The sequence below is a fragment of the Pseudobutyrivibrio sp. YE44 genome (assembly GCF_900104335.1).
Taxonomy (GTDB): domain Bacteria; phylum Bacillota; class Clostridia; order Lachnospirales; family Lachnospiraceae; genus Pseudobutyrivibrio.
On the sequence record NZ_FMXT01000001.1, the window covers coordinates 845,639 to 863,268 of the forward strand.

General features: G+C 37.6%; 19 protein-coding genes. 1 reads left to right on the forward strand and 18 read right to left on the reverse strand.

Features of this window, described 5'->3' with window-relative positions; all coding sequences use genetic code 11:
- Nucleotides 1–86: 86 nt before the first annotated feature.
- The 5 genes from BLR54_RS04015 to BLR54_RS04035 all read right to left on the reverse strand — a co-directional run bounded on the left by BLR54_RS04015 (nucleotide 87) and on the right by BLR54_RS04035 (nucleotide 4,844).
- Nucleotides 87–704 (reverse strand): formate/nitrite transporter family protein, encoded by a 618-nt coding sequence (locus tag BLR54_RS04015; protein ID WP_090417157.1) that lies wholly within the window; start codon nucleotides 702–704, stop codon nucleotides 87–89.
- 92 nt (nucleotides 705–796) lie between these two features.
- On the reverse strand, nucleotides 797–2,095 hold the full coding sequence (gene eno / locus BLR54_RS04020) for a phosphopyruvate hydratase (protein ID WP_090417159.1): 1,299 nt from the start codon (nucleotides 2,093–2,095) through the stop codon (nucleotides 797–799).
- Nucleotides 2,096–2,280: 185 nt separating this feature from the next.
- Nucleotides 2,281–3,174, reverse strand: a complete 894-nt coding sequence (locus BLR54_RS04025; RefSeq protein ID WP_090417161.1) for a hypothetical protein — start codon at nucleotides 3,172–3,174, stop codon at nucleotides 2,281–2,283.
- An 11-nt stretch (nucleotides 3,175–3,185) separates the two neighbouring features.
- The gene (locus tag BLR54_RS04030; RefSeq protein WP_090417162.1) at nucleotides 3,186–3,659 is read right to left on the reverse strand and encodes an NUDIX hydrolase; all 474 of its coding nucleotides are present in this window, start codon (nucleotides 3,657–3,659) and stop codon (nucleotides 3,186–3,188) included.
- A gap of 69 nt (nucleotides 3,660–3,728) precedes the next feature.
- Complete coding sequence (locus BLR54_RS04035) at nucleotides 3,729–4,844, reverse strand: 5-methyltetrahydropteroyltriglutamate--homocysteine S-methyltransferase (protein ID WP_090417164.1); 1,116 nt, start codon at nucleotides 4,842–4,844, stop codon at nucleotides 3,729–3,731.
- 152 nt (nucleotides 4,845–4,996) lie between these two features.
- Between BLR54_RS04035 and BLR54_RS04040 the strand changes: the two genes are divergently transcribed.
- Entirely contained in the window at nucleotides 4,997–5,893 is an 897-nt protein-coding gene (locus tag BLR54_RS04040; RefSeq protein ID WP_090417166.1) for a LysR family transcriptional regulator, read from the forward strand.
- A gap of 18 nt (nucleotides 5,894–5,911) precedes the next feature.
- Here the strand turns inward: BLR54_RS04040 and BLR54_RS04045 are convergent, their stop codons facing one another.
- From BLR54_RS04045 to BLR54_RS04105, 13 genes are all read right to left on the reverse strand, one after another.
- Nucleotides 5,912–7,201, reverse strand: a complete 1,290-nt coding sequence (locus tag BLR54_RS04045; RefSeq protein WP_090417168.1) for a GNAT family N-acetyltransferase — start codon at nucleotides 7,199–7,201, stop codon at nucleotides 5,912–5,914.
- A gap of 328 nt (nucleotides 7,202–7,529) precedes the next feature.
- Nucleotides 7,530–7,838 (reverse strand): hypothetical protein, encoded by a 309-nt coding sequence (locus BLR54_RS04050; RefSeq protein ID WP_090417170.1) that lies wholly within the window; start codon nucleotides 7,836–7,838, stop codon nucleotides 7,530–7,532.
- A 16-nt stretch (nucleotides 7,839–7,854) separates the two neighbouring features.
- Nucleotides 7,855–8,235 carry a hypothetical protein gene (locus BLR54_RS04055; protein ID WP_090417172.1) on the reverse strand — a complete coding sequence of 127 codons (381 nt, stop codon included), beginning with the start codon at nucleotides 8,233–8,235 and terminating at the stop codon, nucleotides 7,855–7,857.
- 137 nt (nucleotides 8,236–8,372) lie between these two features.
- On the reverse strand, nucleotides 8,373–9,140 hold the full coding sequence (locus BLR54_RS04060) for a ZIP family metal transporter (RefSeq protein WP_090417174.1): 768 nt from the start codon (nucleotides 9,138–9,140) through the stop codon (nucleotides 8,373–8,375).
- Between the two features lie 10 nt (nucleotides 9,141–9,150).
- On the reverse strand, nucleotides 9,151–10,884 hold the full coding sequence (locus BLR54_RS04065) for an ABC transporter ATP-binding protein (RefSeq protein WP_334292235.1): 1,734 nt from the start codon (nucleotides 10,882–10,884) through the stop codon (nucleotides 9,151–9,153).
- A gap of 2 nt (nucleotides 10,885–10,886) precedes the next feature.
- The gene (locus BLR54_RS04070) at nucleotides 10,887–12,665 is read right to left on the reverse strand and encodes an ABC transporter ATP-binding protein (RefSeq protein WP_090417178.1); all 1,779 of its coding nucleotides are present in this window, start codon (nucleotides 12,663–12,665) and stop codon (nucleotides 10,887–10,889) included.
- 94 nt (nucleotides 12,666–12,759) lie between these two features.
- Nucleotides 12,760–13,383, reverse strand: a complete 624-nt coding sequence (locus BLR54_RS04075; RefSeq protein ID WP_090417180.1) for a TetR/AcrR family transcriptional regulator — start codon at nucleotides 13,381–13,383, stop codon at nucleotides 12,760–12,762.
- A gap of 132 nt (nucleotides 13,384–13,515) precedes the next feature.
- Nucleotides 13,516–14,052, reverse strand: a complete 537-nt coding sequence (locus BLR54_RS04080) for a hypothetical protein (protein WP_090417182.1) — start codon at nucleotides 14,050–14,052, stop codon at nucleotides 13,516–13,518.
- 3 nt (nucleotides 14,053–14,055) lie between these two features.
- Nucleotides 14,056–14,889 (reverse strand): metal ABC transporter permease, encoded by an 834-nt coding sequence (locus tag BLR54_RS04085; RefSeq protein ID WP_090417184.1) that lies wholly within the window; start codon nucleotides 14,887–14,889, stop codon nucleotides 14,056–14,058.
- A complete protein-coding gene (locus tag BLR54_RS04090; protein WP_090417186.1) occupies nucleotides 14,883–15,554 on the reverse strand; it encodes a metal ABC transporter ATP-binding protein in 672 nt (223 codons plus the stop codon). The genes BLR54_RS04085 and BLR54_RS04090 overlap by 7 nt, the downstream gene beginning before the upstream one ends.
- Entirely contained in the window at nucleotides 15,554–16,618 is a 1,065-nt protein-coding gene (locus BLR54_RS04095; protein WP_090417188.1) for a metal ABC transporter substrate-binding protein, read from the reverse strand. Before BLR54_RS04095 ends, BLR54_RS04090 begins: the two co-directional genes overlap by 1 nt.
- Before the next feature lie 58 nt (nucleotides 16,619–16,676).
- Nucleotides 16,677–16,985, reverse strand: a complete 309-nt coding sequence (locus BLR54_RS04100) for a hypothetical protein (RefSeq protein ID WP_090417190.1) — start codon at nucleotides 16,983–16,985, stop codon at nucleotides 16,677–16,679.
- Between the two features lie 200 nt (nucleotides 16,986–17,185).
- On the reverse strand, nucleotides 17,186–17,617 hold the full coding sequence (locus BLR54_RS04105; RefSeq protein ID WP_090417311.1) for a flavodoxin: 432 nt from the start codon (nucleotides 17,615–17,617) through the stop codon (nucleotides 17,186–17,188).
- Nucleotides 17,618–17,630 lie beyond the last annotated feature (13 nt).

Genomic DNA, 17,630 nt, shown 5'->3' on the forward strand with positions numbered 1-17,630 from the left:
TCATTGTACAATCTTATTTTATAGTTAATGGCAACCGAATCAAGTTGCAATTGCAACTTTTTATTGATTCTATTTCTCATTAACTCTTAGCATTTCTTTACAAAATGATTAGCAGCTATACCACCCAAAGCATTCCCTAAAGTTATAAACAATAGACGTTTGAACATATCAACAGAATAATTGCCTGCCATGTTGTAGTAGAACATATCAGCAACGCAGTGCTCTGAGCAAACTAAAATAAATCCCATTACACTAAGAATTATAGCAAGATACTTTCCTAGCACATGTTCGTTTTTCTTATATTCATCTACTCCTATGAAAATAAAGATATTACAAATTATTCCCAGCAAAAACAGGCTGATAAAGGAATCCTGATTTTTCACCTGACAAAGTGCACTTGCCTTTTCCATAATGCTGGTTCCTTGTCGCGTGTACTTAATGATGCATGAAAGAATAAAGGAGCCCACAAAATTTCCGCACCAGATAAGAATGATGTTGATTAGATTCTTTTCAAAATTACCCTCAAATAAATAACACACCTTGCCTGTGAATAGACTAAAATGCATAGTCAAAACAAGAAACAGTCCTATGCTAAATAGGGCTGAACCAACTATTTTGTTGTCCACTGATAGGAAAATAAATCCTCCAAGTCCGATAGAAAATCCAGCTAGAATTGAAGTTAGAATAGTTTTTCTATAATTCATAACAAAATCCCCCTACACTGTCTCCCAACAATATAGGGGTATTGTAACCTTTCTATGTGAATAAACTATGTTGTTGAAAAAAATCTATATAATTACTTAACGTTAAACGCACCCATTCCAGGATATACTGCAGCCTCACCAAGCTGCTCTTCAATTCTGAGAAGCTGATTGTACTTTGCAACACGCTCTGTTCTTGAAGGCGCGCCAGTCTTAATCTGGCAAGTATTGAGAGCTACTGCAAGATCTGCAATAGTTGTATCCTCTGTCTCGCCACTTCTATGTGAAGAAATTGCTGTATAGCCAGCCTTATGTGCCATCTTAATAGCCTCAAGTGTCTCTGATACAGAACCAATCTGGTTAAGCTTAATAAGGATAGAGTTTCCACATCCATTATCAATTCCCTTAGAAAGACGCTCTGTGTTTGTAACAAAAAGATCATCACCAACAAGCTGAACCTTATCGCCAATCTTAGCTGTCATCTTCTGCCAGCCTTCCCAATCCTCCTCATCAAGACCATCCTCGATAGAGATGATTGGATACTTATCAACAAGAGCTGCCCAGTGATCAATAAGTTCATCTGTTGTAAAGTCCTTGCCAGACTTTGGCTGATGATAGAAGCCCTTGCCTTTTTCTGACTTCCACTCGCTAGATGCAGCATCCATAGCAATCATAAAATCCTTGCCTGGCTCAAAGCCAGCTGCCTTGATAGCCTTTAAAATAGTCTCGATAGCATCATCATCATTCTTAAGGGAATTAGGAGCAAAACCACCTTCATCACCTACTGCTGTAACATCTCCCATTTCCTTAAGGATAGCCTTAAGAGCATGGAATACCTCAGCACACCAACGTAAGCACTCGCTAAAAGAAGATGCACCTACAGGCATAATCATAAACTCCTGCGTATCAACAGCACTATCAGCGTGAGCACCACCATTTAAAATATTCATCATAGGAACTGGAAGCTTTGTACCCTGAACACCACCTAAAAATCTATAAAGTGGAATATCAAGAGCTGTGGCTGCTGCTCTACAACATGCAATGGAGGTCGCGAGAATTGCATTAGCACCAAACTTTGACTTATCCTTTGTGCCATCTGCCTTAATCATTGCTGCATCAATAGCATAGATATCAGATGCATCCATACCACAAATCACATCAGCAATTGGCCCATTGATATTCTCAACTGCATTTAGAACACCTTTTCCTAAATATCTATTCTTATCTCCGTCTCTAAGCTCAAGAGCCTCGAACTCACCAGTAGACGCACCAGAAGGAGCCATTCCTCTGCCTACTGTTCCATCCACAAGTGTAACCTCACACTCAACTGTAGGATTTCCTCTTGAGTCAAGAATCTCTCTACCTACAACTTTTTCAATTTCTAAATAATCCATAAAAAACCATCCTTTCACGAGATTTTAGAACTCCTTTTCAAGAGGTAGCAACTCTTATAAACGAAAAGGAGCTCTGCAATGATTTACACTTTAGTTAGAAACCTCTAACCAAAAGTAGCATAGCAGAACTCCAATAAATCCACAATATAAAAAGGTTTTTCTTAATGGTGTAATTTTATCAATAACTAAAATAAATCTAGCATACTATCCAAATAGATTTCCTCTCGAACCTTCAGTTGATATTCTGGCTTTGTCATATAATACAACAAGAACTCTAAGACTATTGCACTGCCTAGGCTACGTCCCTCAATTTTATAATTTGAAAAGCCCTTTCTAAGATATACATTTTGGATATCCTCCAAGCCAATGAAACCTGGATTTTTCATTGCCTCTGAAAATCTATACCCTACACTTGCATTTGGAGAAACACATTCATGGTCTGGACAGTCATCTCCTAGATTCTTTCTACTGACATTCTCATAGCAGCGTTTCCTGTCATAACAATCGTACCAACAGCATTCATTGCACAAGAACTCAACTTTATCTTTCAGACTAGATGATAAAGCTGTCAACTTTTCAATTTCTTTATTAAGTCTAAAATCTGGAACTACATACTTAAATTCTGGTCGATTTAATTCCTCTTCAAACTGAGCAAAGTCTGTCATAACTTTAGTTGTAGAAGAAACAAAATAATAGTTTGGGTAATGCTCCATCAAATAATTCAGCAACAAGTCTGAGTGAACTATTATTCCATTTTGAGTTTTAAAGCCATTTTCAAATAACGTACAAAGTGCATTACACCTCTTGTCGGCTAAGTGTTCCTGACGAAGTAACGAATTACTAAATGTAAGACGAGCTTCTATGTTAAACTCCTTCATCAAATCAGCTACATTTTCAGGATGCTCATCCCCAAATCCAACACGACCTCCACCCCAAATGCAATCAGCTGGAGCACCATATATTGAACCTATTTCACACCAATCATAAAAGTATTCAGGATGGTTTTTATACAGCGGTAAAAACACTTTATACAATTCATAAAACTCAAATAACCCAGGAAGGTGATAGTATGCTTTCATCTATCTTGCTCCTATTTCACAATACAATTATTGTCGCCACTTGCCCAATCAAGTATTGGTCTTGCATCTGGCTCAAACAACATTTCCCTTGGCGGAATCTCATCCTTTGAAAAGAATCTATGCTCTAATACTTCTGAATCCTCATCGGAAATAGTGCCTTCATACTTTGTTGCTTTAAAGATAACAGCAAGTGAATATACAATATCCCCATTAGGATACTGAATCACACGATCATCACCAGAGTATAAACCAAAGAGTTCAGGATCAAGAAGCTTGATTCCTACCTCTTCAAACACTTCTCTTTTAACGGCCTCAACATAAGTTTCCTCAAGCTCTAAAGCCCCACCTGGTACACACCAAAGACCATTATCACTTCTCTTCTGTAAAAGAACCTCTCCCTTTTCATTTTCCAACAAACATCCGCATCCAACAGTCATAAGCATTTCATGACCGACTTTTTCTCTTAAATCCTTAAGGTAGTTCATAGCCTAAATATCCTCCAATCTAAAACAAGTATAACGGTTTACCCGTTATACTTGCAAATAGATTAAATACTATCCCCATACCTCTTCAGCAATTTCTTTTACAAGCTTAAGTTTAGCCCATTGCTCTTCTTCTGTAAGCTTGTTTCCAATTTCGCAGGATGCAAATCCGCACTGTGGACTAAGATAAAGTCTGTCCAGTGGAACATATTTAGCAGCCTGATTAATTCTCTTTATTATTGTTTCCTTATCCTCAAGCTTAGGTGATTTTGTAGTGATAAGTCCAAGTACCACCTTCTTATCCTCTGATACTTTAGCAAGCGGAGCAAATCCTCCCGAACGCTCATCATCATATTCAAGGAATAACGCGTCTACATTCTCCTTCGCAAATACGTAATCTGCCACAGAATCGTATGGACCGCTAGTAAAGAAAGTAGAATGATAATTACCTCGACAAATATGTGATGTGATTACCATATCCTCTGGCTTTCCCTCCAAAGCCTTGTTATTTACACTTAATAGCTGTTTTTTCACGTCCTCAATATCAATACCAAGTGAAGCATATCTCTGTTTTGCCGCATCCCCTACAATTGCTCCCCATGTACAATCATCAAACTGAAGATTACGGCAACCAGCCTCGTAAAACTGCTTTATAACATCCTGATACGCATTTGCGATATCATTAATTAACTCCTCATTATTAGCGTAATACTTTTTAGTATTCTCATAGTTTTGAGGTACAATCATCTGCTGGAAAGTCTGTGCTGGTGCAGGAATGGTGTACTTTGCAACTGTGTTTTTATCCTCAAACTGCTTTAAAAACTTGAAATACTCTACAAATGGATGTGCCTTTGCTTTAATCTTTCCTACCAAATATGTGTCATCAAGTACAGCAAGCTCTCCATTGAAGGCCACACCATTACCTGTGGCCTTGTGCTCCACACCATCAAAGCCCCACATAAAATCAAGATGCCAAAAGGTTCTTCTGAATTCTCCATCTGTAATAACATGGTATCCAAGTTCCTTCTGCTTATTTACTACCTTAGTAATTTCTTCATTAACAATTGCGTCAAACTCTGCTTGGTTTATCTTTCCATCAGCAAAATCTGCCTTTGCATCCTTAAGTCTTTGTGGTCGCAGGAAGCTTCCTACAAAATCATATCTGTATGGGGTTGTTATTTTACTCATTTTTCTATTCTCCTCCTGTGCTATTAATTGATTGAATTATAGACCTACTTAGTTGATAGGCAAAATATATAAAATGCGCACTTTTCCATAGATAAAATCTATGGATTTGTGATATAGTATTTTCAATTCTATTATTATGGGAGGATATGGTAATGACTTTAAAACAACTTCAATATGCGGTAACCGTTGCAGAAACAGGAAATATCACTGAGGCTGCTGGGAAGCTTTTCATTGCGCAGCCTAGTCTTACCTCTGCAATTCATGAACTAGAAAAAGAATATGATATAACTCTATTTTCTCGTTCTAACAAAGGAATAGAAATAACTCCAGATGGAGATGAATTCTTAGGGTATGCACGTCAGGTTTTAGAACAAGCTGCTCTTATTAACGAACGCTATACCGGCAAAGAAATTGGAAAGCAACGATTTTCTGTCTCCTCTCAACATTATTCTTTTGTAGTGGAAGCCTTTGTAAAGCTTTTAAAAGAATATGGAAAAGATAAGTATGAATTTCATATGAGAGAAACTCAAACCTTCGATATTATTGATGATGTTGCACATCTTAGAAGTGAAATTGGAATTCTCTATCTCAATAACTTCAATGAAACTGTAATAAAAAAGACTTTGCGTGATAACGGCCTAACTTTCGAGCCATTATTCACAGCAAAGCCTCATGTTTTTATTGGAAAAAATAGTCCTCTTGCAAAGAAGAAATCACTAACACCTGATGACCTAAAGCCTTATCCACGTCTTTCTTATGAACAAGGCAGCCACAATTCCTTCTACTTTTCAGAAGAAATACTAAGCACCCTAGATAGTGACAAGGAACTTATAGTCTGTGACCGTGCCACTCTCTTTAACATGCTCATAGGCCTTAACGGATATACAATTTGTAGTGGCGTCATAAGCGAAGAATTAAACGGCCCCAATATAATCGCAAAACCATTAGACGTTGATGATTACATGGAGATTGGCTATATTCTACCAACTGCAATACGACCTTCACAGCTTACGCTACACTATATTGAGATGATTAAGACCTTAGTATAATCATTAACGCACCTAGGCTTATTTTTTCCTGCAAATATAAAGCAAATGATTTGTATGCCCTAAAAGCTCTCGCCTTTCAGAAAAGGCAAGGTACCAGTTTTTAAAGCTTTCAAAATCTTCCTCTGGAATTGAGAAATCTAGTCTATGCTCTACTGGTTCAAGCAATCCATCTACACCTGCTGTGGTAATCCATTCCACTGGTTTAGTTTTAAAGAGCTGTTCAAACTCTACCACATCATAGCCAGTAAAGAGCTGTTCTTTAAAATGTCTGGTTTTATAGTCTGATGTGAAATTCATCTTCTCTCCAGATTTCCAGTTTCCTTGGAAGAAGTTTGAATACATGATTGCAAATACAGATATAAAGGCAAAAATGATTGTACCGCCAGTTTTTGTAACTCTTATAGCTTCATCAATAGCCTTTTGCACATCTTCCTCCTCGTAAAGATGATACATTGGACCCAATACCAAGGTTACATCAAAAGTATCATTCTCAAATTTGCTTAAATCTGTGGCATCTCCTTGTAAGGCTTTGATATTCGAAATTCCCTTACTCTTATCCTTGAGAATAGTAAGATTCTTTTCAACAAGCTCCAATGACGTTAAATCATATCCCTCCTTTGCAAGGGCTATTGAATATCGTCCAGTACCTGCTCCCACCTCAAGAACCTTAGAATCCTGCTTCAAATATTTATGAACATATTCCATGGTGATAGCATATTCTAGCTGACCATGTCTTGTTCTATCCAATCTTGTATCTTCATCATAATCAGTATAAAAATCACTTACAATTTCCTGTCTTGATCCATTTTCATCAATGGCATTTATTCTAGTATAATATTTTGTATCATCCTCATGATGAATGTATGCACCATTTTTAAGCTGAACCTTAAGGCTAGCTGGATTATCCTTATTTACAGAAAGATATGCTTCATGAATACTCATAGCACGAGCTTTTTCAAGAGTAAGTCTAAGTCCTTCTGATGCATAACCTTTACCACGATATTTTGGTGATATGCCATATCCAATATGACCAGCACCTTCTCTTAAGAAATCATTCAGACAATGTCTAAGATTAAAAACACCCACATAGTTATCATCATCTGATAAAACAAAGGTTGTATCTGGCACAAAACCTTCTGGAAGCTCTTTACCTTCAGACCAGTTTCTCTTTTTCTCTACCCACTCCAAGAACTGATCATAATCGTATCCATAGGCACAATTTATGAATCCATTTTCATCCTGTGGAAAGGTCATAAATAGCTCATATGCCTTTTGAAAATCACTATCCTGTACTCTTACTAGTTCCATTAGCATATCCTCCTGATGTCTCATATTTTTATAATATAAAAAGCCCCATCAAACTATAAATGTTTGATGAGGCTAATAAACTCAAGTAAAGTGTATGATACTAATTTATACACTTATAAACACACTCACCAAACATAGCAAAATAAAACCCCGGGTTCACTGAACCGGCGCCATTATTAGGGGCTATGAAATTATTAGCGAATGTATAGGTTTTCATGTACAAATATATCCTTCTGTATATTTTTTGACAGTATAAGCTTTTGTAATCATCTTGTCAAACATAATATAAAATAGGACCTCAATTTTATGAGGTCCCTAAATACTAACCCTATTTTGCTGTAATTGACCTTCTCACAGTTCCCTTTGGATCCTTAATCAAAAGATATACAAGCCAAATCACAAAGGCTAATGCAATAACTGAAAGTCCAAGGAATGAATCGTTTATCATATCCTCAACTGCTGGTGCAAAATAATCTGCACCAAGCTCTGCATATTCAAAAATAGCATCCACAAACCACATAATTGATGCTCCCCAAAACATATACATAAGTACACCAAGCTTCATTTCATCATTCTTGCGGTTGTACCATACAATTGTTGTAATAACTGCTGCGAATACTGTAAGTAATAAAGTCATGACTTTTCCTCCCTTATTAGACCTGCTTTGATGTAGAAAGAGGTCTCTTAACAATAATATCTGCTGTTACGCACATACCAATCCAGATTACTGTGATAAGCACTGCCATTGAAACACCAACTGTTGACATTTCATGAAGCATCTCACCCTTATCTGTTGGATCTGACATTGCAGTTAAAAATGGGAAGAAAGGTACAACCTCTCCATGCCATACATGCTCAAATGCAAGAAGCACTGAGCCACCCCAAAGAAGCTTTGAAAGCCATCCAAGCTTTTTACTAAGTGGAACTGCTACTTCAGTCTTTTTATTATCTCCATTTAATTCCTTTTTTGCCTCTACCTTTTTAACAATTTCTGTTACCACACCTTCACCAGCTGGTACTAAAAAACATGCCATATCTATTCTCCTCCTCTATAACACTAGATTTCAGCAAATAGAATTATAACAAAAAAAGCCCTGAAACTTCACAATTCCAAGGCTTTTCGCTCATTCATATTGATATCCAATATATTCCAGAATGGAATATCATTCAATCATCCTAACCCCACATCCAGCGACATCATTAGAATAAACCCCACCGCAAAACAAATAGTAGCAATATTGGAATGTGGCCCCTCTGACATTTCTGGTATAAGCTCTTCTACTACTACGTAAATCATTGCTCCTGCAGCAAAGCTTAAAAGATATGGCATTGTAGGAATCAACAGTGCTGATGCCGCTATAACAAGTAATGCTCCTATCGGTTCTACTATTCCAGATAATACTCCATATAAGAAAGTTCTTCCTTTTGGTACACCTTCACCTAAAAGTGGAACTGAAACTATAGCTCCTTCAGGAAAGTTTTGAATGGCGATACCAAGTGAAAGCGCCAATGCTCCCGTAAAGGTAATAGAGGCATTTCCGTACATCCATCCTGCGCAAACAATACCAACAGCCATACCCTCTGGTAGGTTATGAAGAGTAACTGCAAGCACAAGCTTAGTGGTTCTTTTTAATCCGCTTCTAGGTCCCTCTTCACAATTATTAAAATGCATATGAGGAGTTACCATATCTAGGACAAGCAAAAATAACATTCCAATTGCAAACCCAATAGAAACAGGAATAAATTTTAATTTCCCCATTTCATCAGCCTGTTCTAAAGCGGGCACAATAAGACTAAAAAAGGAAGCTGCCACCATTACACCAGAGGCAAATCCAGTAAGAGCTCTTTGAAGTTTTTCACTCATTCGTGTTTTAAACAGAAAAACACTTGCTGCTCCAAGGCTTGTACCTATAAATGGAATTAAAATTATTTGCCACATAAAAATACCTCTAAGCCATCCTCCAAGTATCAGATTCCATCTGCATATTAATCATGTGAGAATAGATTCCCTTCACACCATGTAGTTCAGATGGCACACCCTGTTCGGCTACAATTCCATCCTTAAGAACTACAATCTTATCTGCTCCATCAACTGTACGCATGCGATGTGCAATAATAAGAACAGTCTTATTCTTAATCAAGTCTGAGATAGCTTCCTGAATGAGGGACTCATTGTCCACATCAAGGGATGCTGTAGCTTCATCCATTAGAATTATTGGTGCGTCCTTAAGGAAGGCCCTTGCAATAGAAATACGTTGACGCTCACCTCCTGAAAGCTCAGAACCATTCTCTCCTATCATTGTGTTATATCCCTCTGGAAGACTCTGAACAAAATCATCGCAACGAGCAAGCTTTGCCGCTGCAATAACCTCCTCATCTGTAGCATCTTTTTTTCCAATTCTAATATTTTCCATTATAGAGTTGTTAAATAAGGTCACATCCTGGAACACAATAGAATACATAGAAAGCAATGTTTCAGGATCAACCTTACTTACATCCATTCCACCAACAGTAACCAGTCCAGAATCAATATCCCAGAATCTTGCAGCCAGTCTTGATACTGTAGTTTTACCTCCGCCTGATGGTCCAATAAGAGCTGTGACCTCTCCTTGCTTTGCAGTAAAACTTACTCCATTAAGAACTGCCTCTCCATCCTCATATGAGAACTTTACATCCTTAAACTCAATGTCATATCCATTGTTAGAAAGCTGTTCCACTCCGGTCTGTTCTGGATGTGAAAGAATAACATCCATTCGCTCACACTGAGTATCTGTTGCAATCATTGCAGAGAAATTCTGTAATGAAATCTGAAGTGGTTCATACATTCTAGAAACTACAAGTAGATACATAAAAAATGTAATTACGTTAATGTCACCTTTCACTAAAAGAGCTGAACCAACAACAGCAACAGTACCTATTCCTAGCTTAAGAATCATTTGCGCACTACCAACAAAAGCAGCATTTAAAAACTCGCTGGCAATAGTGTGACTTTCAACAGCCTTGATTTTCTTCTTAAGTCCTACCATGTACTCATCCTGAGCGTTATAAGCCTTTAAATCTCTAACAGTCTCAAGAGCTTCCTGAATTCCATCTAAACAAGCAATTTTATACTTATTGCCTTTTCGATTCATCTTATGCATAAAAGGTCTAGAGAAAAATACAATAATAAATGCAACAGGCAGTACCCACATTGCTGCCAGCGCCATTCTCCAGTCAAAGAAGAACAATGAAATAACCACTATGGTTGTAGAAATCATAGCTCCCACAAGCTCTGGCAACCAATGAGAGGATGCTGTTTCTAGCATTGCGCAGTCTGCCATAATAGTGTTTGTTAAGTCTGCTAAATCTTTTTTTCCAAAGAAGGATAACGGAATCCTTCTAAGCTTTTCAGCAAGTGAACGTCTACGCACACCACTTTCCACATATGTGGAATAAAAAGTAGCATTATATTGTATATACTGGGTAACTGCTATTAATATCAGACAAATAATAGTTCCCATAATATAGAAGGACATATTATCTCTTAAATTGTTTCCCTCTAACAAATCTGTTGAAAACTTGTATAACACACCTACAGGAAACATCATGGAAATGTTCGAAAGTGTGCAGGCACCAAAAGCCTTTATAATATCCTTCGCACCTTTCTCAGAAAGGGCGTATTTATGTTGTAATTTTTCTACTATACTCATGCTCCCTTACCTACCTTCCAATTTACTGACTTGTTATACTCAGTCCACATATGTTTATACATACCATCAGTCTTTACAAGCTCATCATGTTTTCCCGACTCTATAATCTTTCCACCAGAAAGAACACATATCTTGTCAGCATCCACAACGGTTGACAGGCGATGTGCAATCATAATTACAGTCTTATCTTTTGATAGATTAGCAAAAGCCTGCTGCACCTTCGCCTCATTATCAGGGTCAGCAAAAGCAGTAGCCTCATCTAAAATAAGAATTGGAGCATTCTTAAGGAAGGCTCTGGCTATTGAAATACGCTGTGCTTCACCACCTGAAACATATACTCCCTCTGTTCCAATAACTGTGTGAACCCCTTCTGGAAATTTCTCTATAATATCCATACACTGGGCATCCTTAAGTGCCTGCATTACCTGGGCATCACTAGCCTCAGGATTTCCAAGTCTAACATTTTCAAGAATAGACATCTTAAGAAGCTTACTATCCTGAAATACATAAGAAACATTTTTCATAAGCTCAGCGCTGGCAATATCCTTTACATCTACTCCACCAATTTTTATACTTCCCAAATTCACATCCCAAAATCTTGCAACCAAGGATGCAAGTGTGGTCTTTCCTCCACCTGATGGTCCCACAAGAGCTACATGCTCCCCTGGATTAATGCTAAGACTAATTGAGTCCACCGCATTACACTTTGAATCCGAATATGCGAAGTTTACATTCTCAAGAACTATTCCCGAATCAATAGGATGTTTAGGATTATCAGATTCCTTTAGAGGCTCTACTCCAAGTATAGAATCCATTCTATTTAGAGAATCCATAACTATCATTTCACTTTCTCCCGCATATGCGACCTTCATCAAAGTCACTGTGAGAATTGGAGTAATGATAATGTAGAACAATATGTTAAACAAAAATTCATTCTCAACTCCCGCCTTCGTAAATACGAAGCCACAAGCAACCAGTGCAGCAAAAATTCCGTTACATAAAGTTACAAAGCCTACCATCGGAATTTGAAGACTCACGGTATAGTTAATAACCCATTGCTCATATTTATCGATTGCTTCCTTAAATCGTTTAAATGAAAAAATAGACTGACCAAAGGTCTTTACTACAGGAACGCCACGTACATACTCCACAGCCTCAGAACTCATTTCATCCAAGGCATTCTGATATTCAGTCATAGCTACCTGCATCTCTTTTCCCATCATTTTGCCCATGCAAAGGAATGCAAGAAGGGCTGGAATCATACAGATTAACCCTATTCTCCAATCAAAGTATAAAAGCATTCCAATAATACCAATAGGAGTCACATAGCTTACAGCCTTGTCAGGAAGACTATGTGCAATAAAAGTCTCTGTAGCTGCTGTAGAATCTGCAACAATCTTTCTAATCTTTCCACTTCCCTCTGCCTCAATATGTCCCATTGGAAGCTTCATAATGTGTTCCATCAAAGCAACACGCATATTCACTTGAACTCTAAAGGCTGCCAAGTGAGAGCACATTAATCCACCTAAATAAATCAGCATAGAAAGCAACGCCACTCCAACAGCATGCCATCCATATGAGGTGATATTCACTGCCTCTTCATAATTTGGTCTAACCTCAACCACCTCTCGGATAATGCACCAAATATAATAAAAAGGTGCCAGCGCTAAAAGCGCACTAATTCCCGCAAGTATCCAAGAAGCAATCATGAGATACTTGTGCTTCCCAGCATAATTAAATAGCTGAGGTAAAACACTTTTCTTCTTCTCTTCCATGATTTATTCCCTTCCTCCCTTTTCTTGAAAAATTTTTAGTTATCACTAACAGCATTTTGATAACTAACCAAAGAAAAAAGAGCCTTACGGCTCTTTAACTTAATCCCATTATTTTAATCCAACCTGGCATGAAAAAATCTTGCAAAGTGGTAAGGTATTTTTTAATTTTATCATCATCATAATTGTGTATGATTGGCTCAAAACATGCAGTTGTATATGCTGATAACAACATGTGTAATTCCTCCTGACTTAACTCTACCACTGGGTAACCAGATTTTTTCATGAGTTGAATTGCATAAAGAAAATCATCTTGATTTTGAATAACAAAGTCATGAATAAAATTCTCGTATTTTGTTCCCTTAGAGCAATTTATTAGCATTTGAAACTCCGCTTTCTTTGGGAGAATAATATCCTCTATCAAATCAAAAAAGCTTTCTCCAAAAACCTCATCTTTAACAGATGGTCCTTCTGATTCAATTAAAGAATATTTTTTATTCTTATGGGAAGATATCCATGCTTTTATATCTTTTACAAGTGGTTCCACCATTGCATCAAACATAGCAGCTTTGTCAGCATAATGTCTGTAAAGCCCTGCCGAGGTCATTCCTGCCCGCTCTCCAATACTCCTTATGGAAGCACCTTCATATCCTTTTGCCAAGAATTCTTCTCTTATTGCTCTATTAACTTTTTCATGACTAAATGATTTGTCTCTAGGCATTATTCTTTCCTTGAATAATATAAGTTATCACTGTTAGCTATCATATAGTAACATTTATAGTTCGTTATATCAAACTCTATTTAGTCATTTCTTACTAGTATAATAAAGGCAGCGGATTTCCGTTGCCTTTCGTTATTGCATTACAGCATTTTTCATAGTTAAATAGGTTCCACCATTCTCTTCATAAGTTGAAAACTCACCTGTTATAGTAACTTCATCACCTTCATTAGGATAGTCTGCTTCACTGTACTGATTCTCATCTAAGACAAATTCCAATCCTTGGGAACAACATTGTGTGGCGTCCTGAACTATACAAGCATAGTATTTTTTACCAGTCTGCTCATCCACGTAGATTCCACAGTTACCTTCCATTTTTACCGTCTTTCCAACATAAGCCAATGGTTCCATCATCATATTATAAACTTCGGAATAGATAAAGGTTGAAGACATGGCTGTTAAATCAATATCCACGGTAGGGTCCGCAGTGGATTCTGCTTCAGAATCTGGCTGTGGATCACCAGAATTCTGAGAATCTGACATAGGCTCCTCCTGCCCCTCTATAGAATCTGTATTTACCATATCTTTTTCAGCATTCTCTACATTGTCACCACATCCTGCAAACGAAAACGCTATCATACTTGACATCAATAAAACTAAAAACCTTTTCATTTCCTAACCTCTAATCTTTCCCAGTAAATAACATATAAAAAACAAAAAAACATCAGCAGTAACTATTGTGGAACCAACAGGTGTACCTGCCAAAATAGAAACTATTATTCCAATAAATGCACATATCACAGAACTAACAGCAGAAAAGACGGTCACAGCTCTAAAGCTTTTGAATACACTCATAGCCGAAAGGGCCGGGAAGATAACTAATGCTGATATTAACAATGAACCTACAAGATTCATTGCAAGCACAATAATCACAGCAATTACAGTTGCGATTAGAAGATTATAAAAGCCTACCTTTGTTCCGACAGCTTTTGCAAAATTCTCATCAAAAGTCACCGAAAAAATTCTGTTATAAAATAGTATAAATATCACTAGTACGGCTATTGAAAGAACAACGCTTAACCAAACTTCTGAAACTGTCAATGTAAGGATTGATGTTGAACCAAACAATGTAGAGCAAACATCACCTGATATATTTGAAGAGGTCGGAAAAAGATTCATCAGCATATAACCGAAGGCTAATGCTCCTACAGACAGCATAGCTATAGCAGCATCCCCCTTTACCTTTGCACTTTGTCCTCTTCTAAGTAGCATAATGGCAGCAAAAACAGTAATTGGAAGTACAATTATCATCTTGTTTGTAAGATTAGCCACTGAAGCTATAGCAAGAGCACCAAATGCAACATGTGATAAACCGTCACCTATATAGGAATATCTCTTAAGTACAAGAGTCACCCCTAAAAGGGATGAACACAGTGCTATAAGTACTCCTACAATAACTGCATATCGAACAAACGGAAAGGCGAAATACATCATTAACTTTTCTAACATAATGATTCACCTCCTAACACAGCAGACCCTGCTGGCGATATCTTGTTAACATCAAATACTTTTGTAGCGTATGTCTGAACGTTTGCAATATCATGACTAATCATTATGATAGTAAGCCCCTCGTCATTAAGCTGTTTTATCAGTTCATACATTTCCTCTGTAACCTGAGGGTCCAATCCCGCCACAGGTTCATCTAAAAGCAAAATTCTTTTAGTGGCACACAAAGCTCTCGCCAGAAGAACACGCTGCTGCTGTCCTCCCGAAAGCTCTCTATAACACCTTTTTTTTAGTTTTGCTATACCAAGCTTTTTTATATTTTCCTCTGCTATTGCCTTGTGCTCCTTTGTGTAAAAGAATCTGCGTCCAAGTCTGCTTTGACAGCCAGATAAAACAATTTCAAAAACCGATGCTGGGAAATCTCTTTGTACATCTGATTGCTGTGGTAAGTATCCAATTTCAGTCTGAGCAAGCCCATCTGAAAACTCTATTTTCCCCGATATTGGTGCCTGTAACCCCAGTATTGTCTTCATTAGAGTAGATTTACCGGAACCATTTTCCCCAACAATACAAAGATAATCTCCTGCTTCAATTTTTAAATTGATATCTGATAGTACTGGCTGTCCTTCATAGCCTACTTTTAGATTAGTGATATTTATTAATGACATTAATTAATTCCTTCTTTTAATACTTCAAGATTGTTTTCCATGATTGATAAATATGTAGCGCCCTTTTCCACATCATCACTTGTTGTTGACTGCATTGAATCGATTGTAAGAATCTTTGCATCCTTAGACGAGCTGGTTTCTACGATTGTCTGTGCAATCTTCTGGTCTGAGTTTTCAATCGTAAATACGGATTTAAGACCAAGCTCATCTACCTTGTCTGCAAGGAATTTTACTGTCTCAAAGCTTGCCTCTGTCTCTGCTGAGCAACCAACAAATGCTGCATAATAATCAAGGCCATAATCATCTACCATATATCTAAATGGGAATCTGTCGCCAAATAGAATTGTCTTTGTAGCCGCACTTGAAACTGTATCCTCATACTTCTTATCCAGCTCTGCAAGCTTATTATTATATGCATCTGCGTTAGCCTTGTAAGAATCAGCATTAGTTGAATCAACTGCTGCAAGTGAATCTGCAAGAGCACTTACAAGCACCTGGCTATTCTTAAGAGAAAGCCATACATGCTCGTCATACTCTGGGCCTTCCTCTTCGCCTTCTTCACCCTCTTCTTCCTCTTCCTCAGCTTCCATACCTTCTACAACTTCTTCTTCCTTTACAGAGTCTCCAAGAACCTCTAAAAGATTTACAACCTGCATGTTTTCATTAACAGCTTCACTAAGAGCGTCCTCTACCCAGTCATCAGATTCTCCACCTACATAGACAAAAACATCACAAGTAGAAATCTTCATAATGTCCTCAGCTGTTGGCTGATAGCTGTGAAGATCCACTCCGTTATCCAGAAGCATAGTGATATCCACATTACCGTTATCACCTACAATCTCCTTTACCCAATCGTACTCTGGGAAAATTGTTGTAACGACTGAGATGTTCTTAGCATCAGACATAGCTACTGCTTCATCATCTATCTTCTGACTAGCAGATGATGAATTTCCGCACCCAGAAAAAGCACCTGCAGAAATAGCAGCCACAACAGCAAGGGACAACATTCGACGATTTCTGATAAGAAGTCTTCGAGTAAACACCTTCGATATTAAATTTTTCATTTTCATTTCGTTTTATAATCCTTTCATGTGTGCAAAATTATTAAGTTATGCACGCATTTTAAGAATCTAAACGAACCTTTTGGGAAACAAGTGTAGTCTGAATAGACTGATAATCAAAATTAGAAGCCTCTACAAGAACAGCGGCAACAACAAATAACGCCACAACTACTAATGAAAGACCTGAACTTAGTGTCTTAAGGTTAGACTGACACTGAACAAGCATTGTACAAACAGGACATGAATCTGAATCATTGCAATGATGATTAGCATGCTCTGAAATATACAAATCAGAAAAATGCATAAGAAAAACAGTAGCTAAAATAGCTACTAGAGCAATTATTCTATTAAAACTCTTATTCTTGCTCATTAAATTTCTCCTAATTAATTTTACCAAGCATTTTTCAACTGCAATCATAATGTTAATCCAGCACAATGTCAACCGAATTTATCCTAACAAAAGAAAGTCCCTCAGGCACTGGCATACCTGAGGGCTGTAAAAGGAGTCTAATAACTTCCCAAGAAACCCGGTTAGAAACTTGGGAATAAGAAATAACCAAAATTTAATTATTATACTGCAGCAAGGGCTCTTCCAAGATCTTTGCACGCTTCTTCAGCTGCACCATCAGGAGCTTCCTGACAGATAACACCTTCACCACCTACTACAGTTGCGCCTGCGGCTGTCATTCGATCAACCCAGTCACGCATCCACTGGCCATCGCCCCATCCATAGGAACCGAAAAGACCAATAGTCTTACCTGAAACAAAACCCTCTAAATCTGTAACAAAAGGCTCCATTTCACCTTCTTCTAAAACCTCAGCGCCCATTGCTGGACAACCAAGAGCAAAGGCTTTTGCATTCTTTAATTCATCTAAAGAAGCATCACCAACATAAACAACATTTGCATCGCCACCAGCAGCTTTTACACCTTCGCCAACAGCATTTGCCATAGCTTCAGTGTTTCCTGACTGAGACCAAAAAACAACATTCACTTTGCTCATTTTTACTCTCTCC